21 protein-coding genes and 1 pseudogene are annotated in these 22,815 nt (G+C 66.8%); 12 read left to right on the forward strand and 10 right to left on the reverse strand.

The genetic code is table 11. The annotated features are described in order from the left end of the window. Window positions 1–6 precede the first annotated feature (6 nt). The 6 genes from ACSQ9E_RS27570 to ACSQ9E_RS27595 are packed head-to-tail and all read right to left on the reverse strand — an operon-like array spanning window position 7 to window position 4,712. Entirely contained in the window at window positions 7–981 is a 975-nt protein-coding gene (locus tag ACSQ9E_RS27570) for a glycosyltransferase (protein ID WP_057202658.1), read from the reverse strand. A 20-nt stretch (window positions 982–1,001) separates the two neighbouring features. Beyond that, entirely contained in the window at window positions 1,002–2,258 is a 1,257-nt protein-coding gene (locus ACSQ9E_RS27575; protein ID WP_057202659.1) for an O-antigen ligase family protein, read from the reverse strand. Then, entirely contained in the window at window positions 2,258–3,073 is an 816-nt protein-coding gene (locus tag ACSQ9E_RS27580; RefSeq protein WP_057202660.1) for a glycosyltransferase family 2 protein, read from the reverse strand. The genes ACSQ9E_RS27575 and ACSQ9E_RS27580 overlap by 1 nt, the downstream gene beginning before the upstream one ends. 3 nt (window positions 3,074–3,076) lie before the next feature. Continuing rightward, window positions 3,077–3,283 (reverse strand): zinc-finger domain-containing protein, encoded by a 207-nt coding sequence (locus tag ACSQ9E_RS27585; RefSeq protein ID WP_057202661.1) that lies wholly within the window; start codon window positions 3,281–3,283, stop codon window positions 3,077–3,079. Between the two features lie 3 nt (window positions 3,284–3,286). Further along, window positions 3,287–4,225, reverse strand: a complete 939-nt coding sequence (locus tag ACSQ9E_RS27590) for a branched-chain amino acid transaminase (protein WP_057202662.1) — start codon at window positions 4,223–4,225, stop codon at window positions 3,287–3,289. A gap of 40 nt (window positions 4,226–4,265) precedes the next feature. Continuing rightward, window positions 4,266–4,712: a glycerate kinase gene (locus tag ACSQ9E_RS27595; RefSeq protein ID WP_436176447.1), complete on the reverse strand. Its 447-nt coding sequence runs from the start codon at window positions 4,710–4,712 to the stop codon at window positions 4,266–4,268. Window positions 4,713–4,963: 251 nt separating this feature from the next. Here ACSQ9E_RS27595 and ACSQ9E_RS27600 point away from each other — a divergent pair, with 251 nt between their 5' ends. Beyond that, the gene (locus ACSQ9E_RS27600; protein ID WP_436219699.1) at window positions 4,964–6,730 is read left to right on the forward strand and encodes a methyl-accepting chemotaxis protein; all 1,767 of its coding nucleotides are present in this window, start codon (window positions 4,964–4,966) and stop codon (window positions 6,728–6,730) included. 28 nt (window positions 6,731–6,758) lie between these two features. Here the strand turns inward: ACSQ9E_RS27600 and radA are convergent, their stop codons facing one another. Then, entirely contained in the window at window positions 6,759–8,138 is a 1,380-nt protein-coding gene (radA, locus tag ACSQ9E_RS27605) for a DNA repair protein RadA (protein ID WP_057202665.1), read from the reverse strand. A gap of 156 nt (window positions 8,139–8,294) precedes the next feature. Between radA and ACSQ9E_RS27610 the strand changes: the two genes are divergently transcribed. Genes ACSQ9E_RS27610 through ACSQ9E_RS27620 form a run of 3 tightly spaced genes read left to right on the forward strand, consistent with a single transcriptional unit; the run spans window position 8,295 to window position 10,758 of the window. Then, entirely contained in the window at window positions 8,295–9,119 is an 825-nt protein-coding gene (locus ACSQ9E_RS27610) for an aldolase/citrate lyase family protein (RefSeq protein WP_057202666.1), read from the forward strand. Between the two features lie 30 nt (window positions 9,120–9,149). After that, window positions 9,150–10,127, forward strand: a complete 978-nt coding sequence (locus tag ACSQ9E_RS27615; protein WP_057202667.1) for a 2-dehydropantoate 2-reductase — start codon at window positions 9,150–9,152, stop codon at window positions 10,125–10,127. Between the two features lie 22 nt (window positions 10,128–10,149). Further along, window positions 10,150–10,758: a glutathione S-transferase family protein gene (locus ACSQ9E_RS27620; protein ID WP_057266651.1), complete on the forward strand. Its 609-nt coding sequence runs from the start codon at window positions 10,150–10,152 to the stop codon at window positions 10,756–10,758. 175 nt (window positions 10,759–10,933) lie between these two features. On the opposite strand, the gene ACSQ9E_RS27625 is transcribed toward ACSQ9E_RS27620, so the two are convergent. Both ACSQ9E_RS27625 and ACSQ9E_RS27630 read right to left on the reverse strand, forming a co-directional pair. Beyond that, the gene (locus tag ACSQ9E_RS27625; RefSeq protein ID WP_057202669.1) at window positions 10,934–12,514 is read right to left on the reverse strand and encodes an ABC transporter substrate-binding protein; all 1,581 of its coding nucleotides are present in this window, start codon (window positions 12,512–12,514) and stop codon (window positions 10,934–10,936) included. A gap of 121 nt (window positions 12,515–12,635) precedes the next feature. After that, entirely contained in the window at window positions 12,636–13,250 is a 615-nt protein-coding gene (locus tag ACSQ9E_RS27630; RefSeq protein ID WP_057202670.1) for a LysE/ArgO family amino acid transporter, read from the reverse strand. 70 nt (window positions 13,251–13,320) lie between these two features. Here ACSQ9E_RS27630 and ACSQ9E_RS27635 point away from each other — a divergent pair, with 70 nt between their 5' ends. Then, on the forward strand, window positions 13,321–14,229 hold the full coding sequence (locus ACSQ9E_RS27635) for a LysR family transcriptional regulator ArgP (protein ID WP_436219700.1): 909 nt from the start codon (window positions 13,321–13,323) through the stop codon (window positions 14,227–14,229). Window positions 14,230–14,238: 9 nt separating this feature from the next. Here ACSQ9E_RS27635 and ACSQ9E_RS27640 read toward each other — a convergent pair whose 3' ends face one another. Next, window positions 14,239–15,045 carry a siderophore-interacting protein gene (locus ACSQ9E_RS27640; protein WP_057202672.1) on the reverse strand — a complete coding sequence of 269 codons (807 nt, stop codon included), beginning with the start codon at window positions 15,043–15,045 and terminating at the stop codon, window positions 14,239–14,241. A 72-nt stretch (window positions 15,046–15,117) separates the two neighbouring features. On the opposite strand from ACSQ9E_RS27640, the gene ACSQ9E_RS27645 reads away from it, so the two are divergent. From ACSQ9E_RS27645 to ACSQ9E_RS27675, 7 genes and pseudogenes are all read left to right on the forward strand, one after another. Then, complete coding sequence (locus ACSQ9E_RS27645) at window positions 15,118–15,579, forward strand: MarR family winged helix-turn-helix transcriptional regulator (RefSeq protein WP_057202673.1); 462 nt, start codon at window positions 15,118–15,120, stop codon at window positions 15,577–15,579. Between the two features lie 235 nt (window positions 15,580–15,814). Continuing rightward, a complete protein-coding gene (locus ACSQ9E_RS27650) occupies window positions 15,815–16,333 on the forward strand; it encodes an N-acetyltransferase family protein (RefSeq protein WP_436219701.1) in 519 nt (172 codons plus the stop codon). Between the two features lie 21 nt (window positions 16,334–16,354). Further along, window positions 16,355–17,620 carry an ABC transporter substrate-binding protein gene (locus tag ACSQ9E_RS27655; RefSeq protein WP_436219702.1) on the forward strand — a complete coding sequence of 422 codons (1,266 nt, stop codon included), beginning with the start codon at window positions 16,355–16,357 and terminating at the stop codon, window positions 17,618–17,620. 34 nt (window positions 17,621–17,654) lie between these two features. Beyond that, window positions 17,655–18,170: a phage tail protein gene (locus tag ACSQ9E_RS27660; RefSeq protein WP_436219703.1), complete on the forward strand. Its 516-nt coding sequence runs from the start codon at window positions 17,655–17,657 to the stop codon at window positions 18,168–18,170. Window positions 18,171–18,183: 13 nt separating this feature from the next. Beyond that, entirely contained in the window at window positions 18,184–18,714 is a 531-nt protein-coding gene (locus ACSQ9E_RS27665; protein WP_428002811.1) for a phage tail protein, read from the forward strand. Window positions 18,715–18,744: 30 nt separating this feature from the next. Then, window positions 18,745–19,251 (forward strand): phage tail protein, encoded by a 507-nt coding sequence (locus ACSQ9E_RS27670; protein ID WP_428002812.1) that lies wholly within the window; start codon window positions 18,745–18,747, stop codon window positions 19,249–19,251. Window positions 19,252–20,116: 865 nt separating this feature from the next. Further along, window positions 20,117–22,153: pseudogene (locus tag ACSQ9E_RS27675) on the forward strand (beta strand repeat-containing protein); the annotation flags it as partial. Window positions 22,154–22,815: the final 662 nt, after the last annotated feature.

Raw genomic sequence — 22,815 nt, forward strand, 5'->3', positions numbered from 1 at the left:
AGAAGCTCAGCGCGTCCAGGGCAGGTCGCGGGCCGTGCCTTGGATAACGGGGTGCTCGCGGTGCAGCACCTCGCCGGCCAGCACGCGCTCGTAGTAGCGCAGGTAGCCGCGTGCCATGGCCTCGGCGCTGAAGTGCTGCTGCACATGGGCGTGGCAGGCGCGCGGGTCGGCCTTGTGGGCACGCACGGCCTCGGCCAGTTCGCTGGCGCTGGCCGACAGGCTGCCGCACTCGGCAGGCACGAGTTCGGGCAGCGCGCCGTAGGGCGTGCTGAACACCGGGCAGCCGAAGTACAGGCTTTCGATCACCGCCAGGCCAAAGGGCTCGTGCCAGCGCACGGGGAAAATCAGGCCGCGCGAGGCGTTAAGCAGCTCGTTCTTCTGCTGGCCGCCGACCATGCCGAAGAAATGGATCCGGCGGGACAGCGTCCAGCGAAAACCGCGCTTGAAGTTGATGCGGTTGCCGCCGAGCACGTCGAGCTCCACACCGGCCAGCTTGGCCACCTTGATGGCGCCGGCCACGTTCTTCACGCCCCAGGCCGCCTTGCCCAGGAAGTGGTAGTGCGAGCGCGGGCGCTCGAAGTCCACCGGGCCATAGGCCGACCAATCGAGGCCGTTGTAGACGAACTCAGTCGACCCATAGCGCGCGGCATGGTTGCGCGAGAGGAACACCGTGTTCAGCGGCAGCGGCTTGGGCTTGCGCGCGTTGCCGTGCTCGGTGACGAGGTAGGGGCGCGAGGGTTCGCTGCGCGGGTTGAACTGGAAGTGGGTGATGTCCACGTCGGCCGGGATCTGGCTGTCCCAGGGCTGATCAGGCTTGATCGGCAGCACCTGGGCGAAGTCGCAGCTCGAGCCCTCGGGCACCAGGTAGCTCACGCGGTGGCCCAACTGCACCAGGGTCTTGCCCAGGTCCCAGATCACGCGCTCGGTGCCGCCGTAGCCGTACACCGGGATGGAGGAGTTGTTGACCAGCAGGATGTGCATGGAATGGAGGATACCTGTCGTCAGAAGGGGCGGCCGCAGCCGATGCGGGCGCGCCGCTCATGCAGGGCCGCCAGCACCAGAGGGCACATGAAGAGGTAGAACATGTTGCCGCTGTTGTGCGCCAAGAAGACCTGGGTCAGGCCGAAGCCGATGTACGACAAAGGCAGCATCACGCCCACCAGGCACAGCGAGAGCGATTCGCGGTCCATCTTGCCCGCGCCGTCGCGGATGCGCCGGGCCGTGGGCCAGAACATGACCAGCGGAATGCCGTAGAACGCCAGCAGCAGCAGCACGCCAGGCAGGCCGCGCTTGGCGAACAGGTCGAGCGCCTCGTTGTGCGCGTGGCCGAATTCGAGCACCACGGGGTGCGCCAGGCCAGCAGCGACGCGGCGCGCCTTCTCCTGCTCGTAGCCGGCCCGGCCCCAGCCGGTGAACGGCCGGTCCCAGCCCATCTGCCAGGCCAAGTGCCAATGGGCCAGGCGCTGGCCCACGGAGCTGCGGCCATCACCGCGCTGCTGGTAGGTCTGCACCTCCTGGCGCGCTTCGTCCACGCGCTGCTCGACGGCCGGCACCTGCGACAAGGCCGCAGCGGCCAGCGCCAGGGCACACAGGCCCCAGTACACACGGCGCTGGCCCGTGGTGCGCACCAGCAGCCAGGCGCACACGGGCAACAGCAACACCAGCGCCAGCCAGCCGCCGCGCGACTGCGACAGCACCGAGCCCACCGCGCCGAGCACGATGGCGGCCGTGAGCAGCAGCCGCTGCCAGGCCACCCAGCGCTTCCACTGCACCACCAGCAGCAGGCCGCTCATCACGGCCAGCAGCATGCTCAGGTTGCCGTACTGGATGGCATTGGTGAAGCCACTGGCGCGCGGCAGCGCCTGCACGCCAATCTGGTAGATGGCCACCAGGCCGCTGCCGACGGCGCCCACCGCCACGCCCATCCACAGCCAGGAGGCGCGCGGCTCGAACGTCATGAGGTAGAAGATGCACGGCAGCGCCAGCAGGTACTTGACCGGGCGGTCCATGCTGCCCCAGCCCCAGGTGGCGCCCACGTCGAGCAGCCACAGGGCGGCCATGCACGAAAAGGCGGCCAGCAGCCACCAGGCGGCGCGGGGGGCGGGGCGCTTCCACCACACTGGCGCGCTGGCCAGCGCCGCCAGCAGCAGCAGCGCCGCGCCATAGGAATAGCCCGAGGGCAGCCACAGGGCCAGGCCAGGCACCATGAATGCGCCGATGCTCGCGCAGCGCCCGAACCAGCGGTAGGACCTGACCATCACCGTATCACCCGGCCGGTGAGGCTGTCGCGGTCGTAGTGCAGGGCGGCATACCGAAAGAAGCCCTCCAGCGCCACGAACAGGCAGTACAGGAAGCCCGCGCCCCCACACAGGAAGCCCAGGCGGAACACATACAGACGCAGGAACATCGAGCCGCCCGAGGCCAAGCCGCGCAGCACGCCACCGCGCTTGCCCGCCTCGGCCCGCTTGGCGGCGCCCAGCATCACATACTGGGTGAGCTTTTCGAGGCTGGTGCGCACCGAGTTGCGGGTGTAGTGCAGCAAGCGGGCGCGTACCAGATGGCGCGGCACGGCCACACCACCAGGTTCGGGGTGCAGCTGCGCCTGCTCGTGCACCACGCCCGTGAACTCACGGACCATGGAGCGCACGAACAATCGCTCGATGCGCGACTGCGACAGAAAATAGCGCAGCTCCTGGCCAAAGGCCACCATGCGCCAGCGGATGGTCCACACGCCGCGTGCGCCCGAGCGCACGATGGCCTGCAGCTCCTGCTGGAAGGCCGGGGTCATGATCTCGTCGGCATCGAGGAAGAACACGTAGTCACCCCGCGAATGGGCGAGCAGGCGGTTGCGCTGCACGGCAAAGCCCTGCCAGTCGGGGTAGGAATGGACCTCTGCACCCAGGCCCTGGGCCAGGGCGACGGTGTTGTCCGTGCTGCCGCTGTCAACCACCAGCACCTGGTGGGCAAAAGCGGCGCTGCGTAGGCAGGCTTCTATACGGTGCGCTTCGTTGTGCGTGAGCACCGCCACCGTGAGCGTGGGCGACACCTTCGCGTCGCCAGCGGCCGCCGACATCCGTCAGTGGCCAGCGTGCACGTGCTCGCCCGCCTTGAGGCGGTACACCGTGCCGCAGTAGGGGCACTTGGCCTCTCCGCTGCGGGCCACGTCCAGATAGACCTTGGGGTGGTTGTTCCAGATTTTCATGTCCGCCTTGGGGCTCGGGCAGAAGACCCCGCCCTGGGCGTTCAAGTCCTTGGCCAGCAGTTCGATCGCAGCTTGGGACATGGTTCAGACCTTTGCCAGCCAGTGGGCGTATTGGGGATTGCGGCCGTTGACGATGTCAAAGAAGGCGCTCTGGATCTTCTCGGTGATCGGGCCTCGGCTGCCGCTGCCGAGCTCGATGCGGTCGAGCTCGCGGATCGGCGTGACTTCGGCGGCCGTGCCGGTGAAGAAGGCTTCGTCGGCAATGTAGACCTCGTCGCGCGTGATGCGCTTTTGCACGATCTCCAGGCCCAGGTCCTTGGCGATGTGGAACACGGTGTTGCGGGTGATGCCGTTCAGGGCGCCGGCCGACAGGTCGGGCGTGTAGATCACACCGTTCTTGATCACGAAGATGTTCTCGCCCGCGCCTTCGCTCACGAAACCGCTGCTGTCCAGCAGCAAGGCTTCGTCGTAGCCGTCGTCCAGCGCTTCCATGTTGGCCAGGATGGAGTTGGTGTAGTTGCTCACCGCCTTGGCCTGGGTCATCGTGATGTTCACGTGGTGGCGGGTGTAGCTGCTGGTCTTGACGCGGATGCCGCGCTGCATGCCCTCTTCGCCCAGGTAGGCGCCCCAGGCCCAGGCGGCCACCATCAGGTGGATCTGGTTGCCCTTGGGCGAAACGCCGAGCTTTTGCGAGCCGATCCAGGTCAATGGGCGCAGATAGCCCGACTCCAGGTTGTTTTCGCGCACTACGGCCTTCTGCGCCTCGTTCACTTCTTCCTTGCTGAAGGGGATCTTCATGCGCAGGATCTTGGCACTGTTGAACAGGCGGTCGGTGTGCTCTTCGAGGCGGAAGATGGCCGTGCCGTCGGCGGTCTTGTAGGCGCGCACGCCTTCGAACGCGCCGCAGCCGTAGTGCAGGGTGTGGCTCAGCACGTGGATCTTGGCGTCGCGCCAATCCACCATCTGGCCGTCCATCCAGATCTTGCCGTCACGGTCGGCCATTGAGGGAACTACGGGGCTCATGGGTGTCCTTTGAATTGCTGTGGGTCGCAAAAGAGCGATTTTACGGGGCTGGCGGCACCTCGGCCACTGGGGCAACTGCCGGCGGCACCTCTTCCTCCTGCGCCGGGCGCACGAGCTCCCACTTCACGAGCTTGCCGTTCTTGAACTCGCAAGTCACGAACGAGCGGCTGCCGTCCGTCCAGCGGTACAGCTCAGGCTGGGCGCCATCGTCCGACAACAGCTGTCCCAGCGAACGCGTCATGGCCACCACATGCATCAGGTTCACCCCGGCCCGCAGCTTGGCGTTGAGCATGACGGCGCTGCCCACATGGCCGATGGGCCTGTCTGCCGCTTTTTTCAGCACAGTCATCAGGCGCGTGAAGTGCAGCAGCGCCCACATCAGGAGCCCGCCCCCCACAGCGGCCACGCCGGGCCACCCATAGGACACAAAACCGAACACCAGGGCACCCACGGCAGCGAGCGGAACAAAGATATTGCGCAAATTCATGGGCGGTATTGTCATATGGCCAGCGCGTGCCGCCGTACGTGAAGACCGCAGGTCCTGCGGGTACTGCCCGCCGATGGGCGCCAAAAACCCGCGCAGGCCGCACCAGCATGGCCCGGGCTGCAGATTCGTTGTGCAAACGCTACATCAAATGCATACGGATGCCTGGCGTATGGCGCAACTGTGCGCTGCGGTTTACGCTCGCCAGTTGATACAACCTGATACGCCGGGTGACGCCTGCGCAAGCACAAGCCATGAAACTGGACAACATACGCCTTTCCCCCAAGCTCTGGGGGTCTATCGTGGGCCTGCTGGGTGCCATGCTGCTGGTCTCCCTCTGGTCGCAATACCAGGCCTCGCAGGTAATGGCGCAGACGCTGGCGTCGCTGGAGGCGTTCGAACAGCGCATCTCCCTGGCCCAGCAATGGAAAGGCGCGACCGAAACCACGGGCGAGCGCGTGCTGGCAAGCAATTCCACGCCCGATGCGGAGCTGACCACGCTGTTCGACGCACGCGTGAAGGCAGGCGTGACCGGCATCTCCGGCATCCAGTCCAAGGTGGTGGAACTGGCCACCAGCCCCGCCGACAAAGCTGCGCTGGAGCGCGTGGCCAGCGTACGCACCAATGTGCTGGCGCTGAACAAGCAGGCCCGCGAGATCAAGCTGGCCGGCGATGCTGCCGCTTTCAAGACCTTCGTGGAGTCGAAATACCTGGGCGCCATCGGGCGCTACGTGGATTCGCTGGAAGCCTTCGTGCAGCTGCAGCAGTCGCAGCGCGACACGGCCAAGCAGGAGGCTGCAGGCGCCATGGCCCGTGCCCGCGCGCTGGCCTGGACCATCCAGGCCGTGGTTTTCCTGCTGGGACTGGCACTTTCCTTCCTGCTGGTGCGCTCGATCACCCGGCCGCTGAACGATGCGGTGCAGCTGACCGACGCCATTGCCGGTGGCAACCTCACCGTGCAGTCCTCGGATGACCGCCAGGACGAGTTCGGCCACCTGCTGCGCTCGGTCTCGCAAATGGCGGCCAAGCTGCGCGGCCTGGTGTCGGAAGTGCGCAGCGGCGTGGATTCGATGTCCAACGCCTCGGTGGAGATCGCCACCGGCAACCACGACCTGTCGTCGCGCACCGAGCAGACCGCCGCCAACCTGGAAGAAACCGCCGCCAGCATGGAGGAGCTGACCGCCACCGTGACCCAGTCGGCCGACACCGCACGCCAGGCCAACCAACTGGCCAGCACGGCCGCGCAGGCCGCCGGTCGGGGTGGCGAGGTGGTGGCCCAGGTGGTGACCAGCATGCAGACCATCACCCACAGCTCGCGCAAGATCGCTGACATCATCGGCACCATCGACGGCATCGCCTTCCAGACCAATATCCTGGCGCTGAATGCCGCCGTGGAAGCGGCCCGGGCCGGCGAACAGGGCCGGGGCTTTGCCGTGGTGGCCAGCGAGGTGCGCGGTCTGGCGCAGCGCAGCGCCGAGGCGGCCAAGGAGATCAAGGGCCTGATCACGGCGTCGGTGGAATCGGTGGAGACCGGATCCGAGCAGGTCACCCAGGCCGGCCAGGCCATGGACGAGATCGTCAGCAGCGTTCGCCGCGTGTCGGACCTGATCGGCGAGATCACCGCCTCCTCGTCCGAACAGCGTGACGGCATTGCCCAGGTGAACGTGGCCGTGACCCAACTCGACCAGATGACGCAGCAGAACGCCGCGCTGGTCGAGGAATCCGCCGCCGCCGCCTCGTCGCTGCGCGATCAGGCCCAGCGCCTGGCCGAGGTGGTGTCGGTGTTCAATGTGGGCTACCAGCCGGCCGCTGCTGCGCCCGCGCCCCGGCCGGCCCCGGCCCGCGCCCCGGTGCCGCGCCCAGCCGCGACGGCCACTGCCAAAGTCACTTCACCTGGCAGCGCGACCCGCAAACTGCAGGCGCCCAAGCCCGCACCTGCGGCCGCAAAAGCCCCGGCACCGGCCGCCGCCAAGCCCGCCCCCAAGGCCAAGGGCTCGGACGAAGACTGGGAATCCTTCTGACTCCGCGAAACTGAAAGGCCGAAAGCCTTCAGCCCATCTCGCGCACGACATTCATCGCCTCTTCCACGCGCTCCACGGCGTGGATGGTGAGCCCCTCGATAGGCTTCTTGGGCGCATTCGCCTTGGGAACCACGGCAACGCTGAAACCGAGCTTGGCGGCCTCCTTGAGCCGCTCCTGCCCGCGCGGCGCGGGCCGCACCTCGCCCGCGAGGCCCACCTCGCCAAACGCGAGGAAGCCGCGCGGCAGCGCCTTGCCGCGAAGGCTGGAGGTGATGGACAGCATCACGGCCAGATCGGCCGCCGGCTCGCTGATGCGCACGCCGCCCACCGCGTTCACGAACACGTCCTGGTCCATGCAGGCCACGCCCGCGTGGCGGTGCAGCACGGCCAGCAGCATGGCCAGCCGGTCCTTGTCCAGGCCCACCGACAGGCGCCGGGGGCTGGGGCCGCCGCTGTCCACCAGTGCCTGGATCTCCACCAGCAGCGGGCGGGTACCCTCCAGGGTGACCATCACGCAGCTGCCCGGCACGGGCTCGCTGTGCTGGCTCAGGAAGATGGCGCTGGGGTTGCTCACGCCCTTGAGGCCCTTCTCGGTCATGGCGAACACGCCGATCTCGTTGACCGCGCCGAAGCGGTTCTTGATGGCGCGCACCAGGCGAAACTGGCTGTGCGTGTCGCCCTCGAAGTAGAGCACCGTGTCCACCATGTGCTCGAGCACGCGCGGGCCGGCAAGCGCTCCTTCCTTGGTGACGTGGCCGACGAGCACGATGGCCACGCCCGAGGACTTGGCCGCGCGCGTGAGGTGGGCCGCGCATTCGCGCACCTGGGCCACCGAGCCCGGGGCCGAGGTGAGCTGGTCGGAGTACACCGTCTGGATGGAATCGATCACGGCCACGGCGGGCTGCATGGATTCGATGGTGGCCAGGATCTTTTCGAGCTGAATCTCGGCCAGCACATTGACCTGGCTGTGGTCCAGCCCGAGCCGGCGCGAGCGCAGCGCCACCTGGGCACCGCTTTCCTCGCCGGTCACGTACAGCGTGGGCAGGCCCGCGCGCTGCAGCGCATCGAGCGCCTGCAACAGCAAGGTGGATTTGCCGATGCCTGGGTCGCCGCCGATCAGTACCACGCCCCCCTCGACGATGCCGCCGCCCAGCACCCGGTCAAGCTCGTCGATGCCGCTGGGCGTGCGCTCCACGTCGCTGGCCTCGATGGCCGACAGCGGCATCACCGCCTGGGCCTGGTTCAGGCCCGCGAACTGCGCGCCGCTGTAGCGGTTCTTGCCCGGCCCGGCCTCGGCCACCTGCTCGATCAGCGTGTTCCAGGCGCCGCAGGCGGGGCACTTGCCCAGCCAGCGCGGGCTGGTGCCGCCGCATTCGGTGCAGGTGAAAACGGTTTTTTCTTTGGCCATGGCGTGGGAAATGGGGACAAACAGAAGGCAGGCTGGTGACTATACCGGCCAGCCCCGCCAAGGCGCATTGCCGGGGCAATTGGCGCACGCCCGCCGCAGGGTGTGCACAACCCGTACGATGGCGGCCTTGCACCAGAGCCAGAAAGAGACGCACGCATGCAAACCCCCATCAACCCCTTCAAGCAGGCCATGGCCCAAGGCCGCGCGCAGATCGGCCTGTGGCTGGCCCTGGCCGATGCCTACAGCACCGAGATCCTCGCCGGCACGGGCTACGACTGGCTGTTGCTCGATGGCGAGCACGCGCCCAACGACCTGCGCTCGCAGCTGCACCTGCTGCAGGCCATGGCCAGCGCCACCAGTGCGCTACCCGCTGGCGCGCAACCACCCCACGCGATTGCGCGCGTGCCCGTAGGCGACACGGCGCTGATCAAGCAATACCTCGACATTGGAGCCACCACCCTGCTGGTACCCATGGTGGACACCGCCGAGCAGGCCCGCGACCTGGTGCGCGCCACGCGCTATGCGCCCGAGGGCGTGCGCGGCATGGGCAGCGCCCTGGCGCGCTCCTCGCGCTGGCAGGCCTACCCGAACTACGTGCACGAGGCCAATGCCCAGGTGTGCCTGCTGGTGCAGGCCGAGACGGTGCAGGCCATGGACAACCTGGATGCCATCGCCGCCGTAACCGGCGTGGATGGGGTCTTCATCGGCCCGGCGGACCTGTCCGCATCGATGGGCCACCCGGGCAACCCCGGCCACCCCGACGTGCAGGCCGCGATCACCGAGGGCATTGCGCGCATCCTGCGCGCGGGCAAGGCGCCGGGCATCCTGGCCACCAACGAAGCACAGGCGCGCCAGTGGCTGGCAGCGGGCGCGCTGTTCGTGGCCGTGGGGGTCGATACCATGCTGCTGGCCAGTGCGGCCCGGCAGTTGCTGGCGCGCTTTCGCGCGGACGCCCCAGCCGCAATGCCCAACGGATACTGAACACCCTTCGATATGGAAAGCAATGCAACGATGAAAGCATGTATCTACGGCGCCGGCGCCATTGGCGGCTGGATCGGGCTGGCCCTGGCGCAAGCGGGCAGCGAGGTCAGCATGGTGGCGCGCGGCGCCACGCTGGCGGCCCTTGAGAAACACGGCCTGCGCTTGCGCCGCCCCGATGACAGTGTGGTGCACGCCTCCGTGCGCGCCAGCGACAGCACGGCCGCATTGGGCGTGCAGGACCTGGTGGTGGTGGCCGTGAAGGCGCCGGGCCTGCCCGAGGTGGCGCGCGCCATGGCCCCGCTGATCGGCCCCCAGACGGTCGTGCTGACCGCGATGAACGGCGTGCCCTGGTGGTTCCTGGGTGGCTGCAGCGGCGCGGCGCAAGGCCGCACGCTGGAATCGGTGGACCCCGGCGGTGCCATCGCCCGTTCCATCCCCGCAGGCCAGGTGCTGGGCAGCGTGGTGCACACCAGTTGCTCGCTGGAGGCACCGGGCTTCGTCAAGCAGCACTTCGGCAACCGGCTGATCGTGGGCGAGCCCGATGGCAGTGCCAGTACGCGGCTGCAGGCCCTGGCCGACGCGCTGCAGCGCGGCGGCATCGACGTGGAGGTCTCCACGAACATCCAGAAGGACATCTGGTTCAAGCTCTGGGGCAACCTCACGGTGAACCCGATCAGCGCCCTCACCGGCGCCACCACCGACCGCATCCTGGACGACGAGCTGGTGCGCGGCTTCGTCTCGGCCGTGATGCTGGAGGCCAAGGCCATCGGCGAAAAGCTGGGCCTGCCCATCGACCAGCAGCCCGAGGACCGCCACGCCGTGACGCGCAAACTCGGCGCCTTCAAGACGTCCATGCTGCAGGACGTGGAGGCCGGCAAGCCCGTGGAGATCGACGCCCTGGTGGGCGCGGTGCATGAGCTGGGCCAGATCACCGATACACCGACCCCGCACACCGCCGCCCTGCTGGGCCTGGCACGCCTGATGGCCCGCACCCGCGGTTTGTACTGATTTACTACTTCACCACGCAACCATGCTCAAACTCTATTCCGCCCCCGGTACCTGCTCCCTGGCCGCGCACATTGCCCTGCAGGAGGCCGACGCCGGCCATGAATTGGTGACACTGGACTTTGCCAATCAGCAGCAGCGCAGCCCCGAGTACCTGGCCATCAACCCCAAGGGCCGCGTGCCCACGCTGGTGACGGAGCAGGGTGTGCTCTCCGAGACGACCGCGCTGCTGCTCTACATCGCCCAGCGTTTCCCGGCCGCGAAGCTCGCCCCTCTGGACGATCCGTTCGCGCTGGCGCGCATGCAGGAGTTCAACAGCTACCTGGCCTCCACCGTGCACGTGAATCACGCCCATGGGCGGCGCGCCGGGCGCTGGGCCGATGAGGCCGGCTCCATCGCCGATATGCAGCGCAAGGTGCCGCAGACCATGTCCGAGGCCTTCTCCGTCATCGAGAACCACTACCTGCAAGGCCCGTGGGTACTGGGCGAGGCGTATTCGGTGGCCGATGCCTACCTGTTCACCATTGCCTCGTGGCTCAAGTCGGATGGCGTGGACATTGCGATGTTTCCCAAGGTGGCTGCGCACACCGCGCGCATGCTGGAGCGCCCCGCCGTCCAACGCGCGCTGGCCTGATCTCTCTGATCAACAAAAAAGCCCTCGCAGCCAGAACGGCTGCGAGGGCTTTTTTCGCGAGTGAGCCCGGTGCCCACGGCTTTGGATTCGACCGGATAGGCAGGCGGGAAGCCGCAGACAGTGCTGTAGCACGGCAAGGCTGCCCAACGACGCTAGCCGGTTGAAGGCAAAGCTGTCAGTTGACCTTGAGAATGCGCCAATCGACGCGGTTGTCCGCGCGGTGCACGATGTCCACTTTCTGAGTGGCCGCCCAGGGGATGATCTGGTTGTACAGCGGAATGTGCGAGATCAACTCGTGGTCGGCGATCAGGGCCTTTTCGATCAGGCCGTTGCGCGTGGCGGTGTCGGTCTCCTTCTTGATGCGCTCGATCAACGCGTCCTGTTGCGGGTTGGAGAAGCGCCCCAGGTTGAAGTTGCCGTCGCCGCCGGCACCGCTGGAACGGACCAGCGACTGCAGCGAGTAGAAGGCGTCGAAGGTCGGCACGCCCCAGCCCAGCAGGTAGATGCTGGCCTCGTTGCGCTGGATCATCGGGAAGTAAGTGGCAAACGGCAGCGAACGCAGCTTGGCCTTGACGCCGATCCTGGCCCACTGGGCCGTGATGGCCTGGCACAGCTGCTCGTCATTGATATAGCGGCCCGCGCTGCAGGCAAAGTCGACCTCGAAGCCCTGCGGGTAGCCGGCCTCGGCCAGCAGCTTCTGCGCGGCAGAGGGGTCATAGGGCCAGCGTGCGTCGGCCTTGGGCGTCCAGCCGTTGACCTGGCGCGCGATGATGGCGCCCGTGGGTTGGGCCAGGCCGCGCAGCACCACGCGCTGGATGGCGCTGATGTCGATGGCCTGGTAGAGCGCCTTGCGCACGCGCACGTCCTTGAGCGGGTTCTTGCCCTTCACGTCGGAGCCCGGCAGCTCCTCGCGGAACTGGTCCAGGCCGAGGAAGATGGTGCGGTTCTCGGCCCCGTCGAGGACCTTGAGGTTGGGCGTCTGGCGCACGCGCGGCAGGTCCTGCAGGCCCGGGTCGAGCACGAAGTCGAGTTCGCCCGAGAGCAGCGCGGCTGTGCGCGTGGCGTCGGACTTGATCGGCGTGTAGACAATCTGCGTCACGTTGCCCGTGTACTTGCCCTTGCCCCACCAGGTGGGGTTGGCCTTGAGCACCAGGCGCTGGTCGGGCGTCCACGACTCGAGCGTGAAGGGACCAGTGCCCAACGCGTTGCGGTGCGAGAAGGGTTCGTCCTTGGTCTTGATGTCCTTGGGCGCCGTGGCATTGTTCTTCTCGGCCCAGGCCTTGCTCAGGATGCGCAGCTCCGTGAGCTGGTTCACGAGCACGGGGTTGGGCACCTCCGAGAAGATGTCGATGGTGTGGGAATCGACCTTTTCCACGCGGTCGATGCCTTGGGTGTAGACCGCGAAGTTGGAGGTCTTGGCCTTGGCGCGTTCGAGCGAGAACTTGGCGTCGTCGGCGGTGAACTCGCTGCCGTCGCTGAATTTGACCCCCTTGCGCAGGGTCAGGCGCAGTTGCGTGGGGCTCACGCGCTTCCACTCGGTGGCCAGCGAGGGCTCGGGCTTGAAGGTCTTGCTGTTGTATTCGACCAGGGTGTCATACACCGCTGCATGCAGCGTGTTGTTCACGCCCACGTTCTGGGCATGGATGTCCCAGGAGGACAGGTCGGTGGAACGCGACCAGCGGAAGGTGTTGGCATGGCTGGCCAGGGGCAGCGCACCGGCCAGCGCAGCCGCCAGCAAGAGGGATTGGAATCGCATGAAAGGTAGGCCTGTACAGAAAGTCTTAGTGCGCTGCACTATGGACCGGGCCGCCCTCCAAGCGAACGAATTTCTCGTTGTAACCTTATGCGCTCCCCTGTGATCCCGTCCAGCGCGGGCTTCAATGCAGGATCAACCCTGCGGCGAGTACCAGCATCATGGCCGTCACCAGGCCATCGAGCACACGCCAGGCATGGGGCGACGCGAACAGCGGCGCCAGCCAGCGAGCCCCCCAACCCAGCGCGGCGAACCACACCAGGCTTGCCAGGCTGGCGCCTGCCGCGAAACCCATGCGCAGCGATGGAGGGTAGGGGCTGGCGATCGCCCCCAGCAGCAGCACCGTGTCCAGGTACACATGGGGGTTGAGCCAAGTGAAGGCCATGGCGGTAAGGACCACGGGCTGCCAGCCGGCTGGCGCCGTACCGTCGGTTGCTACCTGCATCGCGGCAGGCTTGCAGGCGCGCAACAAGGCGCGCGCCGCATAGGCCAGCAGAAAGGCCGCCCCCAGCCAGCGCGCGGCCACGAGCAGTGCGGGGTGGGACTGCACGGCCGAACCCAGCCCCCACACGCCGGCCTGCACCAGGATGGCGTCGGACAGCGCGCACACGGCCACCACGGGCAACACATGCTCACGCCGCAGGCCCTGGCGCAGCACGAAGGCGTTCTGCGCGCCAATGGCGATGATCAGGATGGCGGTCGAGGAAAAGCCGTTGGCAAAGGCCGAATAAAGGTTCATGGACCCGATGGTGCCCAGCCGTGGAGCGAAAGAAAAGCTATACTTTTTTGCTACCCGTAAGCAAAACTGAATGCACCTCGACACCGCCCAACTGGCCGCGCTGGCCGCCGTGCTGGAGCAAGGCAGCTTCGAGCGCGCAGCACTGGCCTTGCACGTCACGCGCTCGGCCGTGTCCCAGCGCGTCAAGCTGCTCGAAGAGCGCGTGGGCCAGGTGCTGGTCCGCCGCGCCTCGCCCTGCACCCCGACCGAGGCCGGCCAGGCCCTGTTGCGCCACGCCCAGCAGATGGCGCTGAGCGAGGCCGACGCCTTGCGCAGCATTGCGGGCAGCAGCGCCGGCCTGGCGCCGGTGCGGCTGGCGCTGGGGGTGAATGCCGATTCGCTGGCCTCCTGGTTCGTGGACGCCATGGCCCGGGCCGCAGAGCCGGGCGAAGGCGGGGCCCCGCCCATCACTTTCGACATCCACGTCGAGGACCAGGACCATTCTTCCGAGCTGCTGCGCCAGGGCCGTGTGATGGCCGCCGTGACCGCCGAGCCGCAACCCGTGCAGGGCTGCCAGGTGGTGCGCCTGGGCACCATGCGCTACCGGGCGCTGGCCAGCCCCGCGTTCATGGCACGCCACTTTGCCCAGGGTGTGACCGCCGCAGCGCTGGCCCAGGCACCCGTGCTGGTCTTCAACCGCAAGGACGCCCTGCAGGAGCGCTTCATGCGCCGCATCGCCCGGCGCGCGCTGGCGCCACCAGTGCACTGGCTGCCCTCGTCCCAAGGCTTCGTAGCAGCCACCCTGGCCGGGCTGGGCTGGGGCATGAGCCCCGAGCAACTGGCACGCGAGGCCATCGACGCCGGCCACCTGGTCGAACTGGTACCCGGCAAGCCAGTGGACGTGGCACTGCACTGGCAGTTCTGGCGCCTGAACGTACAGGCACTGCAGCGCATGACCGAGGCGGTGCAGCAGGCTGCGGCCACCGCCTTGCTGCCTTAGGCTGCGGGATCAGGCAGGAAGATCCTCGTGGTGGTCGGCCACGCCTTTCTTCCAGTAGGCCGCGATGCGCATGCGCTTGGGGTTCACGCCCGGCTTGGCCAGCACCACCTTGCGCAGGGCTGCCATGTCGGCGTGTTCGCCAGCCGCCCAGACATAGCCATCGCCTTCGGGGATCGCCAGCGCCTGGGCCGCCTCGGGCAGTGAGGCCACCCACTGCAGATCCAGCTTCGCGGCGCTGGCCAGGGGCCGCTGGTCGGCGGGGTTGCGCACCTGGATGCGCACCGTCGCGGCGGCTTCGGCCGGCAGCTCGGCCAGGCGGCGCACGATGGCGGGCACGGCGGTCTCGTCGCCCAGCAGCCAGTGCCAGGCAAAGGCCGTGGGCACCACCATGCTGCCGCGCGGGCCGGCCACGCCCACCCAGTGGCCCACGGCCGCGGCGGCAGCCCAGTCTGACGCGGGGCCGGCGTCGTGCAGGGCCACTTCGATGTCCAACTCTCCCTTGGCGGTGTCGTAGTGCGCCGGTGTGTAGTCGCGCAGCACCGGGCGCGGCTCGGACATCACCGGGCGGCCATCCTGTACCGTCGGCAGCGAGGCGCGCTCTTGCCCTGGGTGCGGCAGGATGAGCTTGATGTGGTCGTCAAAGCCCGCGCTCACGAAGTCGGCGAGATCCGGCCCGCCCAGCGTGAGCCGTACGAAGCCGGGGCTGACCTCGGTGCGGCGCAGCACCTGTGCATGGCGGGCCTTGAGGGTGTGGCGCACGCGGGTGATGGCCAGAGGATCGTTGGAGGCAAGGGGGTTGGAGGCGTCAGTGCTCATGATTTAAAATGTTGACTTAATCAACCAGATCATCCGCCAACAAGTTGACTTTGTCAACCGGTTGGCTTTGCCATGCACCGCAACCGCCCCCCTGCCGATGTCTTTGAAGCGATGCACGACCTGATGCACGTGTACCGCGCGCACATGGTGCGGGCCATGGCGGCCATCCACCCCGGTCTGACGATGAACGAGGTACGCGCCCTGGGCTTCATCGGTCGCCACCCCGGGGCCACCCAGAAAGACCTGGTGCGCCACAGCGGCGCCGACAAGGCCCAGGTGGCGCGCATGGTGGCCCAGCTGGCCGAGCGCGGCTGGATCACCAGCCACCCCAACCCCGAGGACGGCCGCAGCCGCATCCTGGCCCTGAGCGCGGAAGGCCAGGCCCTGCAGGACACGGTGCGCGGCCTGCGCCAGACGCTGTCGGCCCGGTTGCTGGAAGGCTGCGATGCAGGCACCCAAGCGCAGTTGCTCGCGCTGCTGGGACAGCTGCGTGGCGAGCTGGACGCCTTGCCGGCGTGCGGCCAGCGGGGCTGACACAGGCACCACGCCCACCTGGCGCCGGCCCCATGCAGAATTTGCCTGTGGCGGAGCTGCCGCTTCGGGGCCACAATTGCACCAGTCCGTAAAACTTTACGTGCAATCGTTAAAATTTGCGTGTAACTTCGAGTTTCCGCGGCCCTGCGCCGCCAGGCAGCGCCTGCCCGGGTGGGCGGCAAGAAAGGTGTGGCAAGTGGGAGCGTCAACGGCGAAGCAGCAGCAGGCCCTCGCGTTGCGTCCTGCGACGGAGCAGGATGCCGCGTTCCTGTGCGCCGTGTACCGCTCGGTGCGCGAGCCGGAGCTCCAGGCCATCGGTTGGCCGGACGCCCAGATCGATGCTTTCTGCGAAATGCAGCACCGGTTTCGCACGGCGGGGTACGGGCAGTACCTGCCCCCCGTGGAAACGACCCTGGTGCTGTGGGAAGGAAACCCTGCGGGAATGCTCGCGGTGTGCCGCAGTGCGGAACGCTGGGTGCTGGTGAACATCGAGCTCCTTCCCGCCGCACGGGGCAAGGGCATAGGATCCGAACTGATTGCCCGGCTCCAGCAGGACGCCGTGTCCGCTGGCGTGGGTCTGCGGCTGCAGGCCGCCAGCGCCAGCCCCGTGGTGCGCCTGTACGAGCGCTGCGGCTTTGAGAGCGTGACCGATGACGGCATGGTGCGGCAGATGGAGTGGCCGCACAGCAAGCCACGGCGGGCGTCCCCGAGGAAGCCCGGCAACCGTGGTGCGAATACACAGACAGTGGACTGATTGAACCAGGAACCAAGACCCATGGAATTCGAAGACACCGCGCCCTTGGCCCGCCCCCCGCTGGAATCGGAAAGCCGTCGCCGTTTTGTCGCACAGACCGGTATGGTGGCGACCGCAATCGCACTGGGCTGCACCGGCCTGGCCAGCGCCGCCCCATCAAAGCTCACGAGCGGCCGCGCACTGCGCGTGGGGCTGCTATTGCCGGACGCAAGGGCATACCCGCTGATGGGAGCACAGCTCCTGGCAGGCGCACAGTCCTTCGCCGCGCAGGCGAACAGCGGCACGCCTGTGCATTTCACCCCGGTAGTGTATGGCAGCCACCCCCAACAGGCGGAGCGGGCCATGCAACAGATGCTGTCCGCCGGACAGATGGACGTGCTCGCCGGTTTTGTCTGCGCCAACGAGGCCATGCAATGGGCCCCCCAGCTGGCGGAACACCAGGTACCCCTGCTCGTGGGCGATGCAGGGGCCAATGCGCTGGTGCCTGGGGCCCAGTCCCCCTGGGTGCTGCGCAACAGCCTGGGCTACTGGCAGGCGGCCTGGGCCGCTGGCCGTTGGGCAGCCCAAACCCTCGGGCCCCGCGCCATTGTGGCCGTGGGCCCGGCGGACAGTGGCTTCGACCATCTGCCGGCTTTTGAGCGCGGCTTTGCCTCGGGCGGCGGCAAGGTGCAAACCACGGTCTTCACGCGGTCGCCCGATGGAACCAGCCAACTGGATGCCCTCGCCCAATTAGTGCGCCAGACGCGGCCGGACCTGGTCTATGCGCTGGACTCCGGCATGCGGGCCGAAGCATTCCAGCGGTTCTGGTCCCGCTCGGAAGCAGCCCGACAGGTGCCCCTGGTGGCTGGCGGCATGTTGGGCGAAGCCATGGCAACCGCCGCCCTGGCACAGCGGCCCGCCCAGGGCGCGCGCATCTGGGCTACGCGGTCCTGGCAGCAGGAAGCGGGCGATGCCGGCATGGCTGCTTCATCGAGCGCCGGCAACCCCACCCCGTTTCATCTGCTGGGCCATGAAATGGCGCAGCGCGTGCACGCCGCCGCTGCGGCATCCGGTGCACGTGGCCTGCCGCTGGCCCAGGCCATGGCAGCGGCGGTGCTGCAGACACCCCGTGGAGAAGTGCGCCTGGATGCGGGTACCGGTGAAATGATGGCGCCAGCCTATCTGCAGGGCCTTCACCTGGATCAGGCCAGCTCGGTAGTGGCGCTGCCATCCGTGCGTGCCGGCAGTTGCCAGGGGCTGTGTGAAATCCTGGGCAGCCGCATCGCCGGCACCTACCTCACAGCGTAATGAAGACCAAGAATTCCACTGAAAGCGATTGACGATGTCAGACCCTTATGTTGGCGAAATACGCATGTTTGGGGGCAACTTTGCTCCGCGAAATTGGGCTTTTTGCAATGGGCAGTTGCTGCCCATTTCTGAAAATGACGTACTGTTTATGCTCATTGGAACCACCTACGGTGGCGATGGCGTGAACACCTTTGCACTGCCCGATTTGCAGGGGCGGGCTCCAGTGCATCAGGGAACCCTTCCCGGCGGCAGCACGTACGTGCTAGGGCAGAAGGCGGGGGCCGAAACGGTCACACTCACCACCAACCAGATTCCGACACATAACCATGGTCTCCTCTATGGTACTGGCTCCCAGGCCTCGCCGACAGGAGCCAGGCTGGGCATGACGCCAGCACGTGACTACCGTTACTCGACCGACACGCCGACATCTACTTTGCATCCGGCATCGGTCGCCTTAACGGGTAGTAGCCAGCCGCATGAGAACCGATCCCCCTACTTAGCACTTCATTTCATCATCTCGCTGGTCGGGATTTTCCCCAGTCAGAACTAAGGCAGGAGTAGCCATGGCCGACAACTTTCTCGGTGAAGTTCGCATCTTTGCCTTCAATTTCGCTCCCAGAAACTGGATGCCCTGCAATGGGCAGCTTATTGCTATTTCTTCGAATACCGCTTTGTTCTCATTGCTAGGCACGACCTACGGAGGCAATGGAACAACCACGTTTGCCCTTCCCAATCTCAATGGCAGAGAACCCATTCATGCGGGCTCAGGGTCAGGCCTGACCCCTGTGGTTCTGGGCGAGACGGGTGGCAGCGCGGCTGTAACCTTGCAGCCGACGGAAATGCCGTCACACAACCACACCCTGGGTGCGGTGGAGAGCACGGGCAACACCAGCGATCCGGGCACCGCTTCAAGTCGCTTGGCGCAATCTTCCATCCGGTCGAACCTTTACGCAGCCACAGCGACCAATGCTGCCACGCTGGCAAGCGATGCTGTGTCATCTGCTGGTGGCAACTTACCCCACAACAACATGCCTCCATATTTGGCGCTGGGCTTTCATATCGCTGTTGCAGGCATATTCCCTGCACGCAACTGACGACAACCTTCCACGACGGAGACCAAATACATGGCTCAACCATTCATGGGTGAAATCCGCCTATGCAGCTTCAATTTTGCACCGAAGGGCTGGGCGATGTGCAATGGACAGATACTGCCGATCAATCAGAACCAGGCACTCTTCTCTCTGCTTGGCACAACGTATGGCGGCGACGGCGTGACCACATTCGCGCTGCCAAACCTTCGTGGGCGCCGCCCCATTCAGGAGGGAGCAGGGTATGCCCAAGGAGAGGCTGGTGGCACAGAATTTCATACGCTGCTCAGCCCTGAAATGCCTCAGCATAGTCATTCAGTCAATGTCTCGACCGCGGTCGGTGACCAGGCCAGCCCCAGCAGTGGGTTCATCGCAGCATCCAATGTGGATGCTCCGTTCACGGCACCTGCAGACGCGGTCATCTCGACCAACGTTTCCACAGTAACGCCCGCTGGCGGTTCACAGCCCCACGAAAACCGCCCCCCGTTTCTGGTGATGAATTTCGTGATTGCGCTGCAGGGCATTTTTCCGTCCCGCAACTGATCCACACAAGAACCCACTAGGCGCCCTGGCGCTGCAAGGCCTAAGGGCCGACCGAGGAGCAGATTTCATGCAACGATGGATCCAAACCCTGAAGCCGACCTGGTGGTCCGGGCTGGGCATGCTGGTTCTGGCCCTGGGGGCCAGCGGCCATGCCATGGCTGCCACCATCACGGTGGATACGCTGGGGGATGGCAACACGGGATGCACCCTGCGCAGGGCCCTTTCCAACGCCAACGCGGCCAACCAGGGAGCAGCGGAGTGCACTCGGGGGGATGCCAGCGGCAACGAAATTCGCTTCAATGCAGCGGCCCAGACAATCGTACTGACCGCGGGCAATGGCCCTCTGGTCATTCAGCGCAACCTCACCATCACGGGCAACGGCGCGGCCTCCACGAGCATTTCAGGTGGCGGCCAAGTTCGCGTGCTGGACATTCCTATCGGCAGCAGCGTGACACTGGCCCTGACCGGGCTCACCGTACAAAGCGGCAAGGCGCTGGCCAGCAGCACCATGAGCAATGCGGGCGGGCTGTTCATCCCCACAGGCTCCACCGCCAACCTGAGCAACTGCGCCTTCCGCAACAACGACGCCCAGTCCAGCGGCGGTGCCATCGAAAACCGCGGCGCGCTGACCATCAACGCCTGTACCTTCACCGGCAACACGGCAGCCGGTGAAGGCGGAGCCATCCGCAACATCGGCACGATGACGGTGGACGGATCCCTCTTCAACAGCAACACGGCCGACCGCGGCGGCGCGGTGTGGGTCAACCGCACGGCGGTAACCACTATCGACCTGCTCAATTCCAAGTTCGGTGCCAACACCGGTAGCAGCACAGGGGGCTCTGTCGTTCCTCTGGGTGTGGCCGTGATGAATGCCACGGGCAGCAGCGCCACCTTGACCACCACGGGCAGCGTGTCGCAAGGACAAGCCTATCCAGAGAGCCCTCCGACCATCACGGTCCAACCTACCACACCGGTCACCGTGGGCAGCGCTGCCACCCTGTCGGTGACACTGACCGGCGGCACCACCCCCACGGGCACGGTGAGCCTGCTGTCCGGCGTGGATGCCATTGCCGGTTGCTCCAATATCGCCTTGACCAATGGCGCTGCGAGCTGCAGCCCGGCCACCCTGGTCGTGGGTGTGCACACCATCACGGCCCAGTATCCCGGCGACAGCAACTACCTGGCCGGCACTTCTGCAGGCGTGGCCCAGGTCATCAATAGCTCTACGAACCAGGACACCAAGCAGGTCACGGTGAGCGGCCCGCAAAATGCCGAGGTGTGGGTGGACAGTGCCAACAAGGGCACCATCAATGCCAGCGGCAAGCTGACCGTCACGCTCGATACTCCGGCCCCGGATGGAAACAAGAATTTCCTTGTCGAAACCAAGACCGCGGGCGGTGGGGCCACCTTGGTCACCGGCACGCTCACGATCACGCGCGACGGAACGCCGCCGGTGTTCTCCAACATCCTGCCGGCCGATAGTGGCTTCCTGGGTGCCAGCAGCACGATCGGCTACACGCTGAGCGAAGACGTGGTGGCCGGCGCCACCATCGTGTTCACGCGCACTGGCGGCGCCGCCGACCCGACACCGCATACCTGCACACTTCAAGGCACTGCGCTGGTTTCGGGCACCCACCAGATCGCCTATGCCGCCAATGCCAACGGCTGCGCCACGGCGCTGAACCTGGTCAGCAACGCCATTTACAACATCGCCTTCAGCGGCACGGACAAGGCGGGCAACGCATCGGCGGCCACCCAGGTCACTGGGGTCACCTATGACACCACGCTCCCCACGGCCACCCTGACCCTGGCCGCCACCTCCACCAGCCGCACGATCACCGTGGCAGCCGGTGCCTTCACTGGCAGTGATACAGGATCGGGCATCGCCGCGGCAGGTTACTGCCTGCAGGAGAGCAATGTGTCGGCCGGCTGCACCTGGGGCGCAGTGCCCACGAGCTACCAGTTTGCGTCGGATGGCACCAAGACGCTGTACGGCTTTGTCAAGGACAATGCGGGCAACGTCTCTGCTGCTGCCACCGCCAACGTACTGGTGGACTCCAGTGTGCCAACGGCCCCGACCCTGGCCACGACGCCCACCTACGCCATCGGCAACGCCACCGCGCTGACCGTCCAGAGCGCCGAAAACGGGCTTCAGGTCTGGGTCGGCAACACCAACACGAACCAGGTTATCGCGGGCGGCACGGCCAGCATCACCATCGACACCAGCGGCATCGCCAATGGCCAGCAAGCCACCTTCCGGATCACGCTGCGCGATGCTGCAGGCAATGTGAGCGCGGAACTGGTGCTGCCCCTGACGCGCGATACCAACGCCCCGGCGTTCAGTGCGACGACCCCGGCGAACAACGCAGCCATCAAGGCCAATTCCACGCTGGGCTTCACGCTCAGCAAGGCTGTGGCCAGCGCGCTCATCACCGCCACCCAGACGGGCGGCACGGCCGACGGCGCCTCCCCCCACACCTGCAACCTGCAGGGCACCGCCCTCAATGCGGGCGCCCATGGTGTGGCGCTGACCGCCGACGCCAATGGCTGCACGGCTCCCCTGGGTCTGGTCGATGGTGCGATCTACACCTTCGCATTCGACGCGACCGATGCGGCCAGCAACCCCGCAGTCACCGCATCGATCACGGGGGTCAAGTACGACACCAGCGCTCCGGCAGCCCCGGCAGTGACCACACCAGCCAATAACGCATCGGCCGAAGGCAGCTCGGTGGTCATCAGCGGCACGGCAGAAGCCGGCAGCCGGGTGGATGTGTACGAAGGCGCGACCCTGCTGGGCAGCGGCACGGCAACGGGCGGCAACTTCTCGGTCACGGTATCCGGCCTGACCTTCGTGGTGCACAACTTCACACTCAAGGCCACGGACGCTGCAGGCAACGAGAGCGCCAGCAGCCCCGTGCTGACCTACACGGCCCAGGTGCCCAGTGGTGGTGGCTCGACTCCACCCACGGTGGTGACGCAAGGCAGCGTGGCAGTGACGCCAGGCGCGCCGGTCATCGTCGGCGGCAATGTGCAGGTCACGGCATCCCCAGGCAGCACGATCACGCTCAACCCCCAATCGGGCGGATCCACCATCACCCTGCCCCCCGCAGGCAGTGGCGGTACCCCGGCGCCGGTGACCCTGGTGATCGGCGGCCAGACCTTCAGCATCCAGCCCCAGCCCGACACGGCCACGGTGCTCAGCGTGGTCACGCTGATCGGCGCCAATGGCCAGCCCCAGGTGGCGCTGGTGCTCAACCCGTCGACCTCGGGTGACTCCCAAGTCACGCTCAGCGGTACGGTGAGCCAGGGCACGGTGGTGGCCCTGCTGTCCACCACCACGGGCAACCTGCCACTGACTGCACTGGGCGATGGCGTGGTGTCGGTCACGCTCATCACCACCCCGCGCGCTGCCGCTGGCACGCCGCAGTCGTGGAGCGTGTTCGTGCGCACAGGCCGGGTGGCACTGCCACCGGCTGCCAATGGGGCTGCCGCCGTGACGGTGTACAGCGGCGAAGTGGCTCGGCTCGATGGCGCGGGCAAGGTACAGAGCGTGCGCCTGGGCAC

This window comes from Acidovorax sp. LjRoot118 (assembly GCF_964253575.1).
Taxonomy (GTDB): Bacteria; Pseudomonadota; Gammaproteobacteria; order Burkholderiales; family Burkholderiaceae_C; genus Acidovorax.

What these genes read in the sequence shown, in the direction of transcription:
- ACSQ9E_RS27570 (WP_057202658.1), bottom strand. Translation starts at nt 981, where the DNA reads ATGCACATCCTGCTGGTCAACAACTCCTCCATCCCGGTGTACGGCTAC.
- ACSQ9E_RS27575 (WP_057202659.1), bottom strand. Translation starts at nt 2,258, where the DNA reads ATGGTCAGGTCCTACCGCTGGTTCGGGCGCTGCGCGAGCATCGGCGCA.
- ACSQ9E_RS27580 (WP_057202660.1), bottom strand. Translation starts at nt 3,073, where the DNA reads ATGTCGGCGGCCGCTGGCGACGCGAAGGTGTCGCCCACGCTCACGGTG.
- ACSQ9E_RS27585 (WP_057202661.1), bottom strand. Translation starts at nt 3,283, where the DNA reads ATGTCCCAAGCTGCGATCGAACTGCTGGCCAAGGACTTGAACGCCCAG.
- ACSQ9E_RS27590 (WP_057202662.1), bottom strand. Translation starts at nt 4,225, where the DNA reads ATGAGCCCCGTAGTTCCCTCAATGGCCGACCGTGACGGCAAGATCTGG.
- ACSQ9E_RS27595 (WP_436176447.1), bottom strand. Translation starts at nt 4,712, where the DNA reads ATGAATTTGCGCAATATCTTTGTTCCGCTCGCTGCCGTGGGTGCCCTG.
- ACSQ9E_RS27600 (WP_436219699.1), top strand. Translation starts at nt 4,964, where the DNA reads ATGAAACTGGACAACATACGCCTTTCCCCCAAGCTCTGGGGGTCTATC.
- radA (WP_057202665.1), bottom strand. Translation starts at nt 8,138, where the DNA reads ATGGCCAAAGAAAAAACCGTTTTCACCTGCACCGAATGCGGCGGCACC.
- ACSQ9E_RS27610 (WP_057202666.1), top strand. Translation starts at nt 8,295, where the DNA reads ATGCAAACCCCCATCAACCCCTTCAAGCAGGCCATGGCCCAAGGCCGC.
- ACSQ9E_RS27615 (WP_057202667.1), top strand. Translation starts at nt 9,150, where the DNA reads ATGAAAGCATGTATCTACGGCGCCGGCGCCATTGGCGGCTGGATCGGG.
- ACSQ9E_RS27620 (WP_057266651.1), top strand. Translation starts at nt 10,150, where the DNA reads ATGCTCAAACTCTATTCCGCCCCCGGTACCTGCTCCCTGGCCGCGCAC.
- ACSQ9E_RS27625 (WP_057202669.1), bottom strand. Translation starts at nt 12,514, where the DNA reads ATGCGATTCCAATCCCTCTTGCTGGCGGCTGCGCTGGCCGGTGCGCTG.
- ACSQ9E_RS27630 (WP_057202670.1), bottom strand. Translation starts at nt 13,250, where the DNA reads ATGAACCTTTATTCGGCCTTTGCCAACGGCTTTTCCTCGACCGCCATC.
- ACSQ9E_RS27635 (WP_436219700.1), top strand. Translation starts at nt 13,321, where the DNA reads ATGCACCTCGACACCGCCCAACTGGCCGCGCTGGCCGCCGTGCTGGAG.
- ACSQ9E_RS27640 (WP_057202672.1), bottom strand. Translation starts at nt 15,045, where the DNA reads ATGAGCACTGACGCCTCCAACCCCCTTGCCTCCAACGATCCTCTGGCC.
- ACSQ9E_RS27645 (WP_057202673.1), top strand. Translation starts at nt 15,118, where the DNA reads ATGCACCGCAACCGCCCCCCTGCCGATGTCTTTGAAGCGATGCACGAC.
- ACSQ9E_RS27655 (WP_436219702.1), top strand. Translation starts at nt 16,355, where the DNA reads ATGGAATTCGAAGACACCGCGCCCTTGGCCCGCCCCCCGCTGGAATCG.
- ACSQ9E_RS27660 (WP_436219703.1), top strand. Translation starts at nt 17,655, where the DNA reads ATGTCAGACCCTTATGTTGGCGAAATACGCATGTTTGGGGGCAACTTT.
- ACSQ9E_RS27665 (WP_428002811.1), top strand. Translation starts at nt 18,184, where the DNA reads ATGGCCGACAACTTTCTCGGTGAAGTTCGCATCTTTGCCTTCAATTTC.
- ACSQ9E_RS27670 (WP_428002812.1), top strand. Translation starts at nt 18,745, where the DNA reads ATGGCTCAACCATTCATGGGTGAAATCCGCCTATGCAGCTTCAATTTT.